A 16014-nucleotide genomic window follows, 5' to 3' on the forward strand; every position below is an offset into this window, starting at 1 on the left:
AACCTTAATATTATCGAATAATGCTTACAATATTGTTATTAACAGTTATAAGAAAGTCAAAAAGAATAGCAATATCTTCTATAGGTAAATAAGTATATCCATATGTAATTACAGGAGCAACATTTAATGACAGAGCTTCATCATCCTTATAAAATACACGATTTCCTATGTTAAACTTATATACAATCTCATCATATAATATAGTAATTTGGTCAACCATATCATCTTTTAGTGTAAAAGAAATATTCTCTTCTGCAATATTAAATAGATACGCAATATCGCGTATACTAAACAATACTTGTTCATCCACGATGTATGGAGGAGAGAGTAAAGTAAGACTTATTTCGTCTCCGCCATAAGTTTTAGATAGACCGGTTGAAGTATTCAAATCGATTTGTGCATTAACAACGTGATCATTTACATTTTTATACACATTTTGTAATTCATTTTTGATTTCCTCTAACTTTTGTAAATTTTGATACGCTTTGACTTCTAATTCGGCTAGTGTTTCGGAGTAGTTAATTCGAGGAGGACCAATAAAAGAGGCTTCTAGTTCTGAAATCGCATGTTGTATATTGCTCAGTTCGGCATTAATTTGAGCAGTACGTAACTCTAAATTAGATAAAATGATGGTCCATTCATCTAAGGCATCACCAGTGGTAATAATGGGTAAGCTGGTAAAGATGCATAAAAGTATGAAAAATCGAGATTTAAAAAATTTCATTAAACAACCTCCCAAAATAAGGAATATGTTCATTAGTATAATCTACTTTATAAATAAATACAATAATTTTCTGCAATTTAAAAATTCCTACCCTTGCGTGGAGAGTAGGATCTAGGATCTAATTGTATTAGACAGAAGTTTTTTCTTTGAGAAGAGAGATCTCTTGGTCTAGTGTTTCTAATTTTGTATACTGCAATGCTAAATGGGTTTCTAGAGCTTGTTTTCTAGTAGAGAGTGGGGCGTGTTTATCAAAGTTAGAATAATATTCTGGCAAACAAAGCTTTGTATCTATATCGGATATTTCCTGTTCGGTTTGTTCGATGTTGAGTTCTATTTTAGTCATTTGGGTATTTAGCTTACGAATTTCGGTTTGCAGTTCCTTATTTTTTTGCCAGTTTTGCTTATTAGTGCTGCTAGGTTCGGGTTGTGCTGCAACCATATTTAGTGGGCGGATTAGACTCAGCTCTTTTTTCTTTTCGAGGTAATAGTCGTAGTCACCAAGATATAGTGTCATAGAGTCTGGGGCCATTTCTAAAATTTTAGTAGCAGTTTGATTTATAAAATATCGGTCGTGTGAAATATATAAGATGGTTCCAGGATATATACTAAGAGCACGTTCTAATACTTCTTTAGATATAATATCCAGGTGGTTTGTAGGCTCATCTAATAGCAAAAAATTTGCAGATGAAAGCATAATTTTAGCAAGCGATACGCGTCCCTTTTCGCCTCCACTTAGAGAGCTGATTTGCTTAAACACATCGTCACCAGTAAATAAAAAGGCTGCTAATACATTTCGAATTTCACCATTTTTGAGATGGGGATATGTTTGTTGTAGTTCTTCTACAATAGTATTAGTTAAATCCAACGACTGCTGTTCTTGATCATAATAACCTATATGAACGTTTGTACCGATGGTAACAATTCCTGTAGATGCATTGAGCTGCTCCAAAATGACTTTAAACATAGTGGTTTTTCCAACACCATTGGGGCCAACAATTGCGATTTTATCGCCTTTTTTTATATCAAAATTAATATTCGTAAAAATGGTTTTTCCAACAAATCTAACTCCCAAATCACGTACAGCAAGAACGTCTTTGCCGCTATCTATTTTAGGTGCTAAAATAAGGTTCATAGGCTTGTTATCTATCATAGGCATTTCCAAAGGGTCAATTTTAGCAAGAGCTTTTTCACGACTTCTTGCACGCTTGATAGACTTTTCTCTATTAAATTGTTTAAGTTTTGCAATAACAGCCTTTTGCTTGTTGATAGCTTGCTGTTGCTTTTCATATGCTTTAACCAAAACTTCATGAGCCTTAGCGCTTTCGATAATAAAGTTGTCATAGTTGCCATGATATAGCTGACTTTTACCAAATTCGATATGGATTACCTTATTAGCCACTTTGTCTAAGAAGAATCTGTCATGTGAAATGATTAAAACTGTGCCTTTATAGTTTTTCAAAAAGGTTTCAAGCCATTCAATAGATGCAATATCGAGGTGATTTGTAGGCTCATCTAGCAATAATATAGAGGGTTCTTCTAGTAATAATTTAGCAAGTGCAACTCGAGTTTTTTGACCACCAGAAAGGGTGTGGATTTGTTGCTCATACACAGATTGCTCAAATCCTAATCCCTTAAGAACACCTTTTACCAAACTTTTATATTTATAACCTTTTAGATCTTCAAAATTTTGCCTTAGCTGATCATACTGAAGCGTAAGAGCAACAGAATGCGTTTTAGAAATTTCTGCTTCCATTTGGGTAAGTTTTTGCTCCATTTCTAAAATATGATTAAAAACACTAAGCAATTCGTCTAACACAGTATTGTTAGAGTTGATTTGCATGTGTTGGGACAGATATCCTATTACACAATTTTTGGTATACGTAACTTCTCCAGAGTCGGGAGTAAGTTCACCAATAATAATTTTAAATAGTGTGGTTTTTCCAGCACCATTATTGCCAACTACAGCAATTTTATCCATGTGTTCTGCGTGAAAATGAACATCAGTTAGAACATCGACATCGTCAAAACTTTTTTTTACATGGTTTAACGCAAGTACCATAAATTTTTCATCCTCTCATAAGTAAATGTAAAATCTCGCTATATATTTCATTAGTGTTATTCTTAAAATTATTACAAATGGAGTTAGCCATATTATTTGTACTTACATTAAGATTTAATTCAATAAGTGTAGAAGTTTTTTCTACGATTTTACAATTTACGATATATTCATGTTCTTTTTCTTTTATATAACTTGCACTTACATCTAAAATATTTTTTGCGCTCATATAATTATCGGAAATAAATTGATTTATCTCTGCCACAATATCTTTTTTAATTTTATCTAAGTGGGTCTTTGCGAGCTCTGCACCTGCTGGAGTTATAGCATAGCTTGATAGATTTTCTCTGGTGCTCTTAACTATAAGAGAAGAATTTTTGAGCTGTGCTAGATTTTGTTGCAATGAAAAATAATCGCAGTAATCTTGCTCCAAAATAGCAGTAGTAATTTGTGAAAGCGTCAGGGGAGTTGGTATTTTAGATAATAAATAAAGAATAATTAATTTATCAGGCGTAGTATCTACTGGGTCATAAATCATTTAAAATATTCCTTTCCCTATTTTTATCATTATTTTATACTAAAAATTACAAATTCTCAACATGTTTTTTTGGTTGCAATGAAAAATTTATCAGATAAAGTCATTTATGTTGACAGACTATTGAAATGAGAGTATTATACAAAAGAAGAGTGACTTACATAATTTGAGGGGGGAAGGAAATGAAAAAATTTTTGTTTTGGATAATTAAGTGGTTGATAATAGCATTTGTACTGTTAGTGTGTATGGGACTAGTTAGGCAATATATAGGTGAAATTCCAGTAAAGGAAGAAATTAAAATTGCATATATATTATAATATGTAAAAATTTAAAACTGGAGTATTATATGACTACAATAATCTTTGCAACAACAAATGAACACAAAGTGAAAGAACTACAAGATAAGATAAAAGATTGGAATGTTAATATCATAAGCATGCTAGAAGCAGGTATAGATATTGATATAGAAGAAACTGGAACAACCTTTGAAGAAAATGCTAGACTAAAAGCTAAAGCGGTTTCTAAATATACTGATCAAATCGTTTTGGCAGATGATTCGGGATTGGAAGTTGATGCTATTAATAAGGAGCCCGGAATATATTCTGCGAGGTATTTGGGAGACGCAACATCTTATGAAGATAAAATGAACGACATTATTCGACGATTGAAAGGTGCTGCAAATAGAAGCGCAAGATTTGTGTGTGCTATGGCAATGTATCAAAATGAAAAAGAGCTTTGCTGCGTACGTGGCACTATAGAAGGATATATTGGTGACACGATAAAAGGCGCCGAAGGCTTTGGATATGATCCTTTCTTTTATATAGAAAATGGAAAATCTTTGGGAGAAATAAGCTTAGAAGAGAAAAATAAAATCAGTCATAGAGCTAATGCTATAAAAATTATTGGCGATAGGTATAAGCAATTGTGGCATTAGATCAAGTTATTTAGAATAAAATGAATTGGAATCTAAACGTATAAGGGAGGTTTTGTTATTGAAAATAATCGTGTTAACGGGGGGCGGAACAGCAGGGCATGTCACGCCTAATATTGCGCTGTTGCCGAAACTTAGAGCTGATGGATGGGATATTAAATATATTGGTAGCAAGCAGGGGATAGAAAAAGAATTGATTGAAAAGGAAGGAATCCCATACTATGCAATTTCCTCGGGTAAACTTAGACGATATTTTACACTTGAGAATGTGAAAGATCCTTTTAAAGTAATCTATGGTTTTGCAGAAGCACATAGCGTTCTGAAAAAAATTAAACCAGATGTTGTTTTTTCTAAGGGAGGTTATGTGAGTGTTCCGGTTGTTTTAGCGGCAAAAATGCTTAAGATTCCTGTAATAATTCATGAATCGGACATAACTCCAGGGTTGGCTAATAAAATTGCATCTAAAGGCGCAAAGAAAATTTGTGTAAATTTTCCAGAAACCTTATCTTATGTGGGAAAAAAAGGAATATTAACAGGAACTCCAATTAGAGAAGAATTGTTTGCAGGGAATAAGGCAAAAGGAAAGCGACTGGCTCAGTTGAAAAATGATAAACCAATTTTGTTAGTAATGGGTGGAAGCTTGGGTTCTGTAAAGGTTAATGGAGCATTGAGAGAATCTTTAGATGAGTTGCTTCAAACTTTTAATGTGGTACACATATGTGGTAAGGGAAATATAAATAATGAATATGATTGTAAAGCTGGGTACAAACAATTTGAATATGTAGGAGAAGAATTACCAGACATATTTGCGGCTGCCGACATAATGCTATCTCGTGCGGGTGCAAACGCGCTTGCTGAAATAGTAGCACTTGCAATCCCCAATGTGTTGGTGCCACTATCTAAACAAGCAAGCAGAGGTGATCAAATTTTAAATGCTGCATCTATGGAAAAGCAAGGATATTCAAAAGTGATACAAGAAGAAGACCTCAATAACGAATTACTAGTAGAAGCAATCAAGGATGTTTTTGCCAATAAAGATACCTATCGTAATATAATGAGTAAAAATAATAGCAACAACGGAACTATGAATGTGATCAACGTTATTAAAGAAGTTAGTAGTCCAGATCAAAAAACGAAAAAAGCATAAAAGCTATTTATTGGGATGAATTTTATTTGAGAGTAGTTTATAAAATTGAGTAGAGATTAGTTTTTTTAATGGGTGGATATTGCAGTCGAAATAATATGGCTGTGAATACCACTCTTTTTTTGTCCAATATTCTTCGTCGGTTGCTATAATATTTTGGGATAACACTTTTTGTAGCTGAAAATATATGAGACTTTTTAATGAAGGAGAAAATGTGTCTTTTGGAGATTTAAGATAAACAATCATTTGCTTGCATTCCGTTGCTGACACAGATTTGTGCATAGTTTGAATATTGCGACCTATGGATCCTGCGTTGATGGCACCCCATTGTGTTACAACTAATTGCAGATACTTCAAAGTATGTTTAAGTCCAGATCCTTTGGTGGTTGCCATAACAATAATAGGTTTTCCGTAAAGCTCTGGTCTGTGAAACCATCTGCAAGTGCGGTCTATAAAAGTTTTAAATTTGCCAGAAATAGCTTGCATATAAACAGGAGAAGCCAAAATTATGCCATCGCATTCCACAAGCTTTTGCATAAGAAGGTCCGCATCGTCTTGGAGAACGCATTGGTTAGATAGAATACACTTTTCACATCCGATGCATTCGCGTATATTATAATCGAATAAATTGATAATTTCCACATCGATGCCATAGTGATACAACACCTCGGCCGTATCATGAATCAAATTGTGCGTATATCGTTTGCGCCTACTACCATTTAGAGCAATAACTTTCATAAATGTCCTCCTCATAATTTGATATAAATAGCATTATCTAAAACAATATTTTTTATGCTACTATAAAAAAATGTATAGATTTTACAGCGAAAATATGCTAAATTTTTAAAATAAATCATAAAAAATTATATAAATTTTACAGCAAAAGTATGTTAAAATTCTAAAGTAAATTTACTTTGTGGAGGAAGTTATGCAAAAGAAACCTAATGTAATTATAATTTTAACTGATGACCAGGGTTATGGAGATATGGCAGCGCATGGAAATCCATGGCTTAAAACACCAAATCTCGATTGGTTAAATGACAACGCAATTAGTTTAGAAAGCTTTCATACAGATCCACTGTGCGCGCCATCGAGGGCAGCATTGATCTCGGGAAAATATTCATTTGGAGCTGGGGTTTATTCTACTCTAAATGGACGATATTATATGGATCCTAATATAAAAACGATTGCTAACTATTTTAAAGATGGAGGCTACGCAACGGCTATGTTTGGCAAGTGGCATCTGGGAGATGTGTATCCATATAGGCCAGAAAACAGAGGCTTTGATGTTGCAACCATTTTTGGTGGAGGAGTAATTGGAGAGACGCCCGATTATTGGAATAACGACTATTTTGATGACACGTATCAGGTGAATGGAAAGAACACAAAGTTTGAAGGATATTGTACAGACGTATGGTTTGATTCTGCAACAAAGTTTATAGATGATCAGTTAGCTGCAACCAAGCCGTTTTTCTGCTATCTACCCACTAACGCACCGCATGGACCGTTTAATATAGCGCCATCATATTATCAAAAATATATAGACATGGGAGTTCCGCCAAAGCGAGCAAAGTTTTTTGGAATGATAGAAGGTATAGATGAAAATATCGGAAAGCTTATGGATCATTTGCGTGCTAAAAATGCATTCGATGATACAATCATTATATTCTTTGGTGATAATGGCACTGCAACAGGATGCGATACGGATAAAAATGGTTGGGTAAAAGATGGGTTTAATGCTGGAATGAGAGGTAAAAAAGGCACGACATATGAAGGTGCACACAGAAATACTTGCTTTATAACTACGCCAAAAAATATTTTGGGAGAAGCGAGAAAGGTGTATGGACTGACTGCTCAATTTGATTTGCTACCAACTTTGATAGACATTTGTGGTTTGCCAGAAGGAGAAAATTTAGACGGAGTAAGCATGGCGCAGGCGCTGAAAGCTGGAGAAACGCATCTAAATGAGGATCGTGTAATAATGATTCATAATATGCAATTAGATATGCCACAAAAATATAAAGATTATACGGTGCTCAAAAATAACATGAGATTGGTACGCCCGCTGACGAATGAATCAAATCCGATGCTGCGAGGATCGTTTGGCTCTAGTAAAGATGTCAATCCAGAAATATACAATATAGATAAAGATTTATATGAGGAGCACGATTGCTATGAGGAAAATCAAGAACTAGCGATAGAGCTTACAAGATGCTATGAAGAATGGTATGATGATAGGCTGCAAGAAGCGATGAAGTTTAAGCCATTCTTTTTGATGAAGAATCAGCCGATAACAATGACTGCCCATGCGTGGCATGAATGTACAAAGATGACATTTAGCCAAAGGCAGATCAGAGAAGGTGTGGATAGTAATGGGTATCTGGTTATAGAAGTTGTGGATCCTGGGACGTATAAATTTGAGCTTAGACGATATCCGAGAGAAGCGGATCTGGCGCTTGCTGCTAGTTGTGAAGAGCTACCAGCTACGGAATGCATAGCGGATGGGGAAAAGGCTGGAAAAATTTACAATATAGTTGCAGCAGACATTAGAGTTGCGAGTGAGAAAAAAGAAAGTACAGTTGCGGCGGGAGCCAAAGAAGTAGTATTTGAAGTAAATTTAACAGAAGGAATGCATCACCTGCGCACGAGATTTTTCTTAGAAAATGGAAAAAGTATTGGGGCATATTATGTATATGCAGAGAAAGTAGACTAGTTTGCTAGAGGAAGGAGCAAAATTATGACAGATAGAGAAATAGTAAGAGACTTGGCAAAGCAAGTTGCGGAATTGGCCAATGAACCGAGAATAGTTAAGTTGAAAGATGAGTGGATTGCGCATAATGATTTGCACCCGAATGCTCGCCCATTAATATTGGCACAGCCAGATGCTAGTTGCTGGGATGAGCTGGTGCCTACAAGTGGTTTAAAATGTAAGGAGCCTAGATTTAGACAATACGAAAGAAATTTGCAAAAAGATATTTATGGAATGAAATATATTAAGGATGACGCGCCTTATACTGCGACATTTCCGGTGCCATATGCAACTAAAATTTCAGCGTATGGCCCATTTGTGGCAGAAGCCGAAAAAACAGAAGTTAAAGGTGGAAGCTATCATTACAAAAAATTGATCGATAATATAGAAGAAGATTTTGATAAGCTCGAATTTAGAACAATTACGCATGACGCCGAAGCTAGTGCTAAAGCAAAGAATGCTGCAGAAGAAGTCTTTGGAGATATACTAAATGTGGAGTACCGGGGAGAGCAGTGCTGGACATATGGAATTACCTGGGAAGTAATTAAGCTGATTGGGTTAGAAGACCTGATGCTAAATATGTATGACGATCCTGAGGGGCTACACAAGCTGATGGGTTGGTTTACGCAAGAGCATCTAAACTTTTTACAGCAAATGAAAAATTTGGGGATTTTGAATCCAAACCACAAGGACATCGCTATTGGATCTGGTGGATATGGCTGGACAGAGCAGTTGCTTCCAGCGGATTGGGACAGAAGTAAAGGTTTGGATACGATGCAAAAGTGGGGTTTTTCTGAGAGTCAAGAAACAGTTGGAATCTCGCCAGACATGTTTGCAGAATTTATTTTTCCGTATCAACTACCGATTTTAGAAAAATTTGGCCTAAATAATTATGGATGTTGCGAACCTCTAGAAGGTAGATGGAAATATGTTAGCCAAATTCCAAGATTGCGAAGAGTTTCGGTATCGCCATGGAGCGACATATATAAGATGCGAGATCTGCTAAAAAAGGATTATATATATAGCAGAAAAGTGAGTCCGTCATATTTTTGTGTGGGGTTTGAAGAAGAAGCTCTAAAGCGAGAATTGAACGAAATATTTAGCATAGCAAAGGATATACAATTGGAAGTAATTCTAAAAGATGTGCGTACAGTTCAAAATGATCCTACGAGATTTGCAAAGTGGGTACAAATGGCGCGCGAGGCTGCAGCGAAATAAGATTATTATATTGCAGGGGTAGCAAAAGCAATCAGTGCTGCAAAAGCTGCCTCCGCAGTAGTAATCAAAATTATTGTCTATTCTCCAAATACTTTGTACAATCGATCGAGTGCCTCTATAACGATGGATTTTGGACACGCAATGTTCATTCGAATAAAGCCGGTGCCAGATTGTCCAAACATAGTGCCGCTTTCTAAAATGAGGTGTGCCTCGTTTGCTATTTTTTCGAGCAATGTTTGGTTTTCGATGTTATAATCACTAAAATCGATCCAAGTTAAATAGGTTCCCTCGGGCTTTACAAATTTAAGGCGAGGCAATTTATTTTTGATGAATGTATCCATGTAATCTAGGTTTGCATCTAATGCTTCATTGACAGCAAGAACCCAGTTTTCAGATTCGTTATATGCCGCTATTGTAGCTGCAGATGCAAATGGTGAAATATCTATCTTGCCTGTATAAGCATTTAGTTGCGCACGCATTGTTGCATCCGAAATGACTAGGTTGGTAATTTGCAATCCTGCGACGTTAAAAGTTTTGGTAACAGCGGTGGCAACGATTAGTTTTGCAGTAGAGTCGATATTTAATGCAGAAGTGAATGTTGCAGATGCTCGAATCAAATCACAGTGAATTTCATCTGAAAATATGATTACGTCATGCTTGGCACAAATGTCAAGTAATCGTTTGGTATCTGCAGGTGGCCAAATTTGACCTACTGGATTATGCGGATTGCAGTAAATAAAGATTTTGGTATTAGGGTCTTTACATTTTTTTTCAAAGTCCTCAAAATCTATGCTATAGTGATTGTTGTCATCTTTTATAAGGTTATTGTTGATAACAGTTCGGTTAGTTTCTAAAATTTGAGCTTGAAAAGGATAGTATACAGGAGGTTGAATAATAACTCCGTCACCCTCTTTGGTAAAGGCACGCAAGCAGTTTCGAAGAGCAATAACGGTGCCAGGATTGAACACTAGCCAGCTGGGATCTATTTGCATGTTATGTCTTCTGCTATACCAATCAATAATACTATCGAAATAATCGGCAGTTCTTGAGGTATATCCAAATATAGCCTTATCAACTCGTTTGTGTAGTGCTTCAAGTATTGCTGGCGCACAGGCAAAGTCCATATCAGCAACCCACATAGGTATGGAATCATCAAAGCAATTCACGTTTAATATGGATTTAATACACGATTTATCTACTTTTGATGCAGCGGTGTCATTTCGACTTACGATAGTTTGTAAATCATACATATGCAAAACCTCCAATTTCTTAATCAAAGTATTCTTTATACCACACAAGAAACATAAAGACTGTCCAAATTTTTCGACTATTATCTTTTTTGTTAAGTTTATGCTCATCTAGTAATTGCATAAGAGGGGCTTCGTTGAAAAATTTCTTGCTGTTGTCACTGACAAACTCGGTTTTTACAATATTAAAATATTTTTCTTCTTTAAGCCAGATGCGAATAGGAACAGGAAATCCTAATTTCTTCTTCTTTGCTGTTGCATCGGGCATGTTTTTGTTCGCAGCTAAACGCATCGCATACTTGGTAGTATCCTTAGTGATACGATACTTTAAGGGAATTTTAGTAGCAATATTGAGCACTTCTTTGTCCAAAAATGGTACGCGAAGCTCGAGAGAATTGGCCATACTCATTTTGTCGGCTTTTAGAAGAATATCTCCGACCAACCACATGTGCATGTCTAGATATTGCATTTTTGTTACGTCACTTTTGTTGAAGACTTTTTTATAGATTGGCTTTACAAATTCAAAAGGAGACTTGGCGCTAGTTGTTATGCTTAGCAAATTTTTGCGCTCTTCTTCAGAGAATATAAAAGCATTGCCTATAAAGCGTTCTTCTATTGTTTTGGCACCTCGTATAAGAAAGTTTTTGCCCTTAAAGGAGAATGGCAAAGCGGTCGCTATTCTAGCAAATAAAGATCGAAAATATAGCGGAAGCTTGTGATACGTGGCGTTATCTACTGGCTCTTTGTATATATTATAGCCTCCGAATAATTCATCTGCACCTTCGCCAGAAAGCACAACTTTAACATGCTCGCTTGCCAATTTACTCACAAAATATAGCGCGACGCAGGATGGGTCTGCCAATGGTTCGTCCATAAAATATTGAATTTTGGGCAAAACATCCCAATACTCTTCCTTGGTTATCACTTTGCTAAAGTTTTCGATGCCGATCTTATCAGAAAGATCCTTTGCGTAGTCTATTTCGTTATATTTTTCATGATCAAATCCCACGGTAAAAGTTTTATCTCCATTAAAGCATGTGGCGACATAGCTAGAATCTACTCCGCTTGATAAAAAACAGCCAACTTCAACATCGCTAATTTTATGAGCAGCAATAGAGCCTTTGATGGTTTCGTCTATTTGGTTTACAAAGTCATCTAAATTGCCATCTTTTTCGTTAAAAATAGGTTCCCAATATCTGGTAATAGTAAGCTCGTTATCTTTTAGAGTAAAGAAATGACCAGGAGGCAATTTTTTTATTCCCTTAAAAAACGTATTGCTAGGTGGTGAATATTGAAAAGTTAAATATTGCTCCAAAGTTTTTTCGTTCAAAATTTTAGGTACTTTTGGGTATTCTAAAATAGACTTGATTTCGGAACCATATACGAATAAGTCATCTTTTTTATAGTAATAAAGAGGTTTAATTCCAAAAAAGTCTCGAGCACCAAATAAAGTTTTTTCCACATTATCCCAAATTACAAAGGTAAACATTCCTCGTAGATGAGATAACAGGTTGGTGCCGTATTCTTCGTAACCATGAACAAGTACTTCGGAATCGGTATGAGTTTTAAATGTATGTCCTTTTTCAATAAGTTTTTCTCTAATGTGTTTATAGTTATAAATTTCTCCGTTAAAAGTTAAAACAAATCGCTTATCTTCATTATATAGGGGTTGTGAACCATCAGCAAGATCTATGATACTTAGTCGTCTAAATCCTAGTGCCGCTACTTCATCAATATATTCTCCACTACTATCTGGTCCCCTATGAATAATCTTATTCATCATATTTGATAGAGTGTCTTGCTTTTCTACAAAGTTGTTATCTACAAAGCCACAAATTCCACACATATGTATGGCCCCTTTCTCTGCTTAATTATATTTACACAATCCTTTACATTATAGCCAAAAATTTTTAAATTGAAACAATATTGAGAAATTATTTCTGGATAAAAAATCTTCCCTTATGTAGTATAGTACTAAAAAAGAAGTTTTATTCAAAATATTAGCGTAATTGCATCGGGGGGCAATTGTTTTGCTGTTGCCAAAAGCATATCCTTTTGCTATAATGGGGCTAAAAAAAGGAATAATTATGAAAATTATATTGATAGCAGGGCCGACGGCTTCTGGAAAAACGGATACTAGCGTATTGCTTGCAAAGAAAATTGGAGGAGAAGTTATATGTACTGATTCAATGCAAATTTATAAAAATATGGATATTGGTACAGCCAAAGTAACAGTACAAGAGATGGACGGAGTTGCTCATCATATGATGGATAGGTTAGACCCTCATGAAAACTGTTCTGTTGCTTGGTTTAAGGCCGAAGTAAAAGAGCATATCGCAGAAATTTCGAGTAGAGGAAAAATTCCAATCTTGGTGGGAGGCACCGGATTTTATATCAATGCTATTTTATTTGATACCATTTTTGATGAAAATACTGATAGAGAATATAAATCAGAGTTGGAAGCGTATTATAGAGAACATGGACAAGCAGCACTGTTTAGTAAATTAATGGAAATTGACCCAGAAAGTACCAAGGTGATACACCCAAATAATATAAAAAGAGTGATTAGAGCAATAGAATATTTTTATCAAAACAACGAGCCAATTTCAAAACATAATAAAGAAGAAAAAAATAAACGTATCGCAAATGTTTCGCCGTATGATTATAGCTTCTTTGCACTAAATATGGATCGAGCCACATTATATGAGAGAATCAACAAACGAGTAGATGCGATGGTGGAGCGAGGTTTGTTTGCAGAAGTGGAAACGTTGTTTGCTAAAGGTTTGCCAGAAACGTGTGCTGCCATTCAAGCAATTGGCTACAAAGAGCTGTACCCATATTTTAGAAAAGAGATTTCACAAGAAGATGCCATTACACTGCTAAAGCGAAATACTAGACGATTTGCAAAGCGTCAATTAACCTGGTTTAATAATCAATCTAATCCAATTTTTATAGAAGTTGATAAATTTGGGTTTAATTCTGAAAAAATAGTAAATACTATGATTGAATTATCTAATTTAAGGGAATACTAACTAGTATCAGCTATGCTGGAATACTCTGCTGCTATATCGATAGAGGATAGTTGGATTATAAAAGTAGATATTCAATTTAGGACTGTTAAATTCACCGTAGAGATTTTAGAATTTCTATGCGTAGATTTTGATGAAGGGGTGTTTAATATGGTGGGGGTCAAAATAAGTGGTATAGGCAGTGCAAGACCTGAAACTATTCTCACAAATGATGGACTAGCCAAAATAGTTGAAACTTCTGATGAATGGATTACAACTAGAACTGGTATAAAATCTCGATATATTTCTAATGGAATTTCTACTACAGATCTTGCTGTAGAAGCTGCTAAAAAAGCAATGGCAGAGGCCAATATATCAGCAAAAGATATTGACATGATTATAGTGGCGACTTTAACACCAGATTTGTTTATGCCAAGTGCGGCTTGTATGGTGCAAATAGAGCTTGGAGCTACAAATGCAACGGCGTTTGATATAGGCGCTGCTTGTAGTGGATTTGTATATGCATCTAAGATAGCCACAAATGCTATTCGTTGCGGAACTGAAAAAGTTGTATTGGTTATAGGAGCTGAGGTTTTAAGTAAAGTTGTAGATTGGAAAGACAGAAATACGTGTGTGCTATTTGGTGATGGTGCGGGTGCTGTTGTATATGAAGCAACTGATGTTAATAAAGTATTAAGTATATACACGCAAAGCGCAGGAAATATTAATGCACTTTCGTTAGATGGATTTCCGGTTAAAAATTGTTTTACAGAAGCTGCAGAGCCAAAAACTGAATCTTATATAAAAATGGATGGGCGAGAAGTTTACAAATTTGCAATTGCCGTCGTGCCATTATGTATAGAAAAAGTTTTAGAAAATACGGAATTTACTGTTGCGGATGTAGATCATTTTATATTACATCAAGCAAATGAGAGGATTCTCGATACTGCGGCCAAGAAAATCAATATAGATAAGTCTAAGTTTTTCAAAAATCTCGATAAATATGGAAACACATCTGCCGCTAGCATTCCGATTGCACTAGATGAAGCAAAGGCGAACTTTAAGGCAGGAGACAAGATTATTATGGTAGGTTTTGGAGGCGGGCTAACTTGGGGCAGTATTTTGTTTGAGTGGTAGAGTTCTTAAGAGGCTATGGGCCGTTAAGATAAATAATAATTGTTACATTATAAGGAGGAAATTGAAATGGTATTTGAAAAATTACAAGAGATTGTTGCGGATAAATTGGGGATTGAAGCAGAAGAGGTGAAGTTAGAATCTAGCTTAAAAGATGATTTAGAAGCTGATTCACTAGATATTGTGGATATTGTTATGAGCATCGAAGAAGAGTTTGAAGTGACTATTGAAAGCGAAGATGAAGAGCACATCAAAACTATTGCGGATGTTGTTAAACTGATTGAAACTAAGCAAAAATAATTTGGAGGTAGGGTAATGAATAGTATTTGCAAAATGCTAGGCATAAAATATCCAATCTTTCAGGGAGCGATGGCGTGGATTGCAGATGCAGACCTCGCCGCTGCAGTTTCCAATGCAGGAGGATTGGGTATAATTGCTGCTGGAAATGCACCTGGAGACTGGGTTAGAGATGAGATTAAAAAATGTAAAACTTTAACAGACAAGCCTTTTGGAGTAAATATAATGTTACTTAGTCCATATGCTGACGAAGTGGCTAAAGTTGTATTAGAAGAAAAAGTGGAAATTGTGACGACAGGCGCTGGAAATCCTGCCAAATACTTAAAAGAGTGGCAAGAGAGTGGAATGAAAGTTATGCCATTAGTACCATCTGTTGCTCTTGCAAAAAGAATGGAAAAATTGGGAGTCGATGCAATAGTTGTAGAGGGAACAGAAGCGGGAGGACATATCGGCGAATTGACTACTATGGTGCTCGTACCTCAAGTGGTTGACGCTGTGAAGATTCCTGTAATAGCTGCGGGCGGAATAGGAGATGGACGTGGCTTTGCGGCAGCTCTGATGCTAGGTGCTGTCGGAGTTCAAGTGGGTACTAGATTTTTGGTGGCAAAAGAATGTAACGTGCATCAAAATTATAAGGACAAAGTTATTAAAGCCGCAGATACGGATGCGGTGGCCACAGGAAGAAGCACTGGACACCCGGTTAGAAGTTTAAAAAACAAGATGACTAGAGAATTTCAAAAGCTAGAAAAAGCAAATGTAGACATCGAAGAGCTAGAAAAAATAGGCGCTGGTGCGCTACGAGCTGCAGTTGTCGATGGGGACGTTACTAATGGAAGCGTAATGTCTGGGCAAATAGCCGGAATGATAACAAAGGAGCAGTCTGCAAAAGAAATTATAGATGATTATTTAACTGAATTACAAGCAGTAATCAGCAAAAGTAGTGAAATGATAGATTTTGAAATATAAAGAGG

At 35.7% G+C, this 16014-nt stretch carries 15 protein-coding genes; 9 read left to right on the plus strand and 6 right to left on the minus strand.

The genetic code is table 11. The annotated features are described in order from the left end of the window. Positions 1 to 10: 10 nt before the first annotated feature. From PCY70_RS07455 to PCY70_RS07465, 3 genes are all read right to left on the minus strand, one after another. A complete protein-coding gene (locus PCY70_RS07455) occupies positions 11 to 724 on the minus strand; it encodes a stalk domain-containing protein (RefSeq protein ID WP_305766866.1) in 714 nt (237 codons plus the stop codon). 127 nt (positions 725 to 851) lie between these two features. Beyond that, the gene (locus tag PCY70_RS07460; protein WP_305766867.1) at positions 852 to 2783 is read right to left on the minus strand and encodes an ABC-F family ATP-binding cassette domain-containing protein; all 1932 of its coding nucleotides are present in this window, start codon (positions 2781 to 2783) and stop codon (positions 852 to 854) included. A gap of 7 nt (positions 2784 to 2790) precedes the next feature. After that, positions 2791 to 3318 (minus strand): DUF4364 family protein, encoded by a 528-nt coding sequence (locus tag PCY70_RS07465; RefSeq protein WP_305766868.1) that lies wholly within the window; start codon positions 3316 to 3318, stop codon positions 2791 to 2793. A gap of 179 nt (positions 3319 to 3497) precedes the next feature. Between PCY70_RS07465 and PCY70_RS07470 the strand changes: the two genes are divergently transcribed. From PCY70_RS07470 to PCY70_RS07480, 3 genes are read left to right on the plus strand one after another with little or no spacing between them, the layout of a single operon-like run. After that, positions 3498 to 3632, plus strand: a complete 135-nt coding sequence (locus PCY70_RS07470) for a hypothetical protein (protein ID WP_010168240.1) — start codon at positions 3498 to 3500, stop codon at positions 3630 to 3632. A 29-nt stretch (positions 3633 to 3661) separates the two neighbouring features. Then, positions 3662 to 4249: an RdgB/HAM1 family non-canonical purine NTP pyrophosphatase gene (gene rdgB / locus PCY70_RS07475; protein ID WP_010168238.1), complete on the plus strand. Its 588-nt coding sequence runs from the start codon at positions 3662 to 3664 to the stop codon at positions 4247 to 4249. 58 nt (positions 4250 to 4307) lie between these two features. After that, on the plus strand, positions 4308 to 5393 hold the full coding sequence (locus tag PCY70_RS07480) for an undecaprenyldiphospho-muramoylpentapeptide beta-N-acetylglucosaminyltransferase (RefSeq protein WP_305766869.1): 1086 nt from the start codon (positions 4308 to 4310) through the stop codon (positions 5391 to 5393). A 3-nt stretch (positions 5394 to 5396) separates the two neighbouring features. Here the strand turns inward: PCY70_RS07480 and PCY70_RS07485 are convergent, their stop codons facing one another. After that, positions 5397 to 6128, minus strand: a complete 732-nt coding sequence (locus PCY70_RS07485) for a flavodoxin family protein (protein WP_305766870.1) — start codon at positions 6126 to 6128, stop codon at positions 5397 to 5399. A 190-nt stretch (positions 6129 to 6318) separates the two neighbouring features. Here PCY70_RS07485 and PCY70_RS07490 point away from each other — a divergent pair, with 190 nt between their 5' ends. After that, positions 6319 to 8103, plus strand: coding sequence for an arylsulfatase (locus tag PCY70_RS07490; protein WP_305766871.1), 1785 nt, complete (start codon positions 6319 to 6321; stop codon positions 8101 to 8103). A gap of 24 nt (positions 8104 to 8127) precedes the next feature. Further along, positions 8128 to 9357, plus strand: a complete 1230-nt coding sequence (locus tag PCY70_RS07495) for a hypothetical protein (protein WP_305766872.1) — start codon at positions 8128 to 8130, stop codon at positions 9355 to 9357. Positions 9358 to 9434: 77 nt separating this feature from the next. Here the strand turns inward: PCY70_RS07495 and PCY70_RS07500 are convergent, their stop codons facing one another. Then, a complete protein-coding gene (locus PCY70_RS07500) occupies positions 9435 to 10607 on the minus strand; it encodes a MalY/PatB family protein (protein ID WP_305766873.1) in 1173 nt (390 codons plus the stop codon). A gap of 19 nt (positions 10608 to 10626) precedes the next feature. Further along, positions 10627 to 12450: an asparagine synthase (glutamine-hydrolyzing) gene (gene asnB, locus PCY70_RS07505; protein WP_305766874.1), complete on the minus strand. Its 1824-nt coding sequence runs from the start codon at positions 12448 to 12450 to the stop codon at positions 10627 to 10629. Positions 12451 to 12634: 184 nt separating this feature from the next. Here asnB and miaA point away from each other — a divergent pair, with 184 nt between their 5' ends. The 4 genes from miaA (at position 12635) to fabK (ending at position 16009) form a co-directional block, all read left to right on the plus strand. Continuing rightward, the gene (gene miaA / locus PCY70_RS07510) at positions 12635 to 13636 is read left to right on the plus strand and encodes a tRNA (adenosine(37)-N6)-dimethylallyltransferase MiaA (RefSeq protein WP_305766875.1); all 1002 of its coding nucleotides are present in this window, start codon (positions 12635 to 12637) and stop codon (positions 13634 to 13636) included. A 12-nt stretch (positions 13637 to 13648) separates the two neighbouring features. Beyond that, positions 13649 to 14749 (plus strand): beta-ketoacyl-ACP synthase III, encoded by a 1101-nt coding sequence (locus tag PCY70_RS07515; RefSeq protein WP_010168222.1) that lies wholly within the window; start codon positions 13649 to 13651, stop codon positions 14747 to 14749. 66 nt (positions 14750 to 14815) lie between these two features. Then, the gene (gene acpP, locus PCY70_RS07520) at positions 14816 to 15046 is read left to right on the plus strand and encodes an acyl carrier protein (protein WP_010168220.1); all 231 of its coding nucleotides are present in this window, start codon (positions 14816 to 14818) and stop codon (positions 15044 to 15046) included. Positions 15047 to 15061: 15 nt separating this feature from the next. Next, on the plus strand, positions 15062 to 16009 hold the full coding sequence (gene fabK / locus PCY70_RS07525; protein ID WP_305766876.1) for an enoyl-[acyl-carrier-protein] reductase FabK: 948 nt from the start codon (positions 15062 to 15064) through the stop codon (positions 16007 to 16009). Positions 16010 to 16014: the final 5 nt, after the last annotated feature.

The organism is Candidatus Epulonipiscium viviparus (genome assembly GCF_030708075.1).
GTDB lineage: Bacteria > Bacillota > Clostridia > Lachnospirales > Cellulosilyticaceae > Epulonipiscioides > Epulonipiscioides viviparus.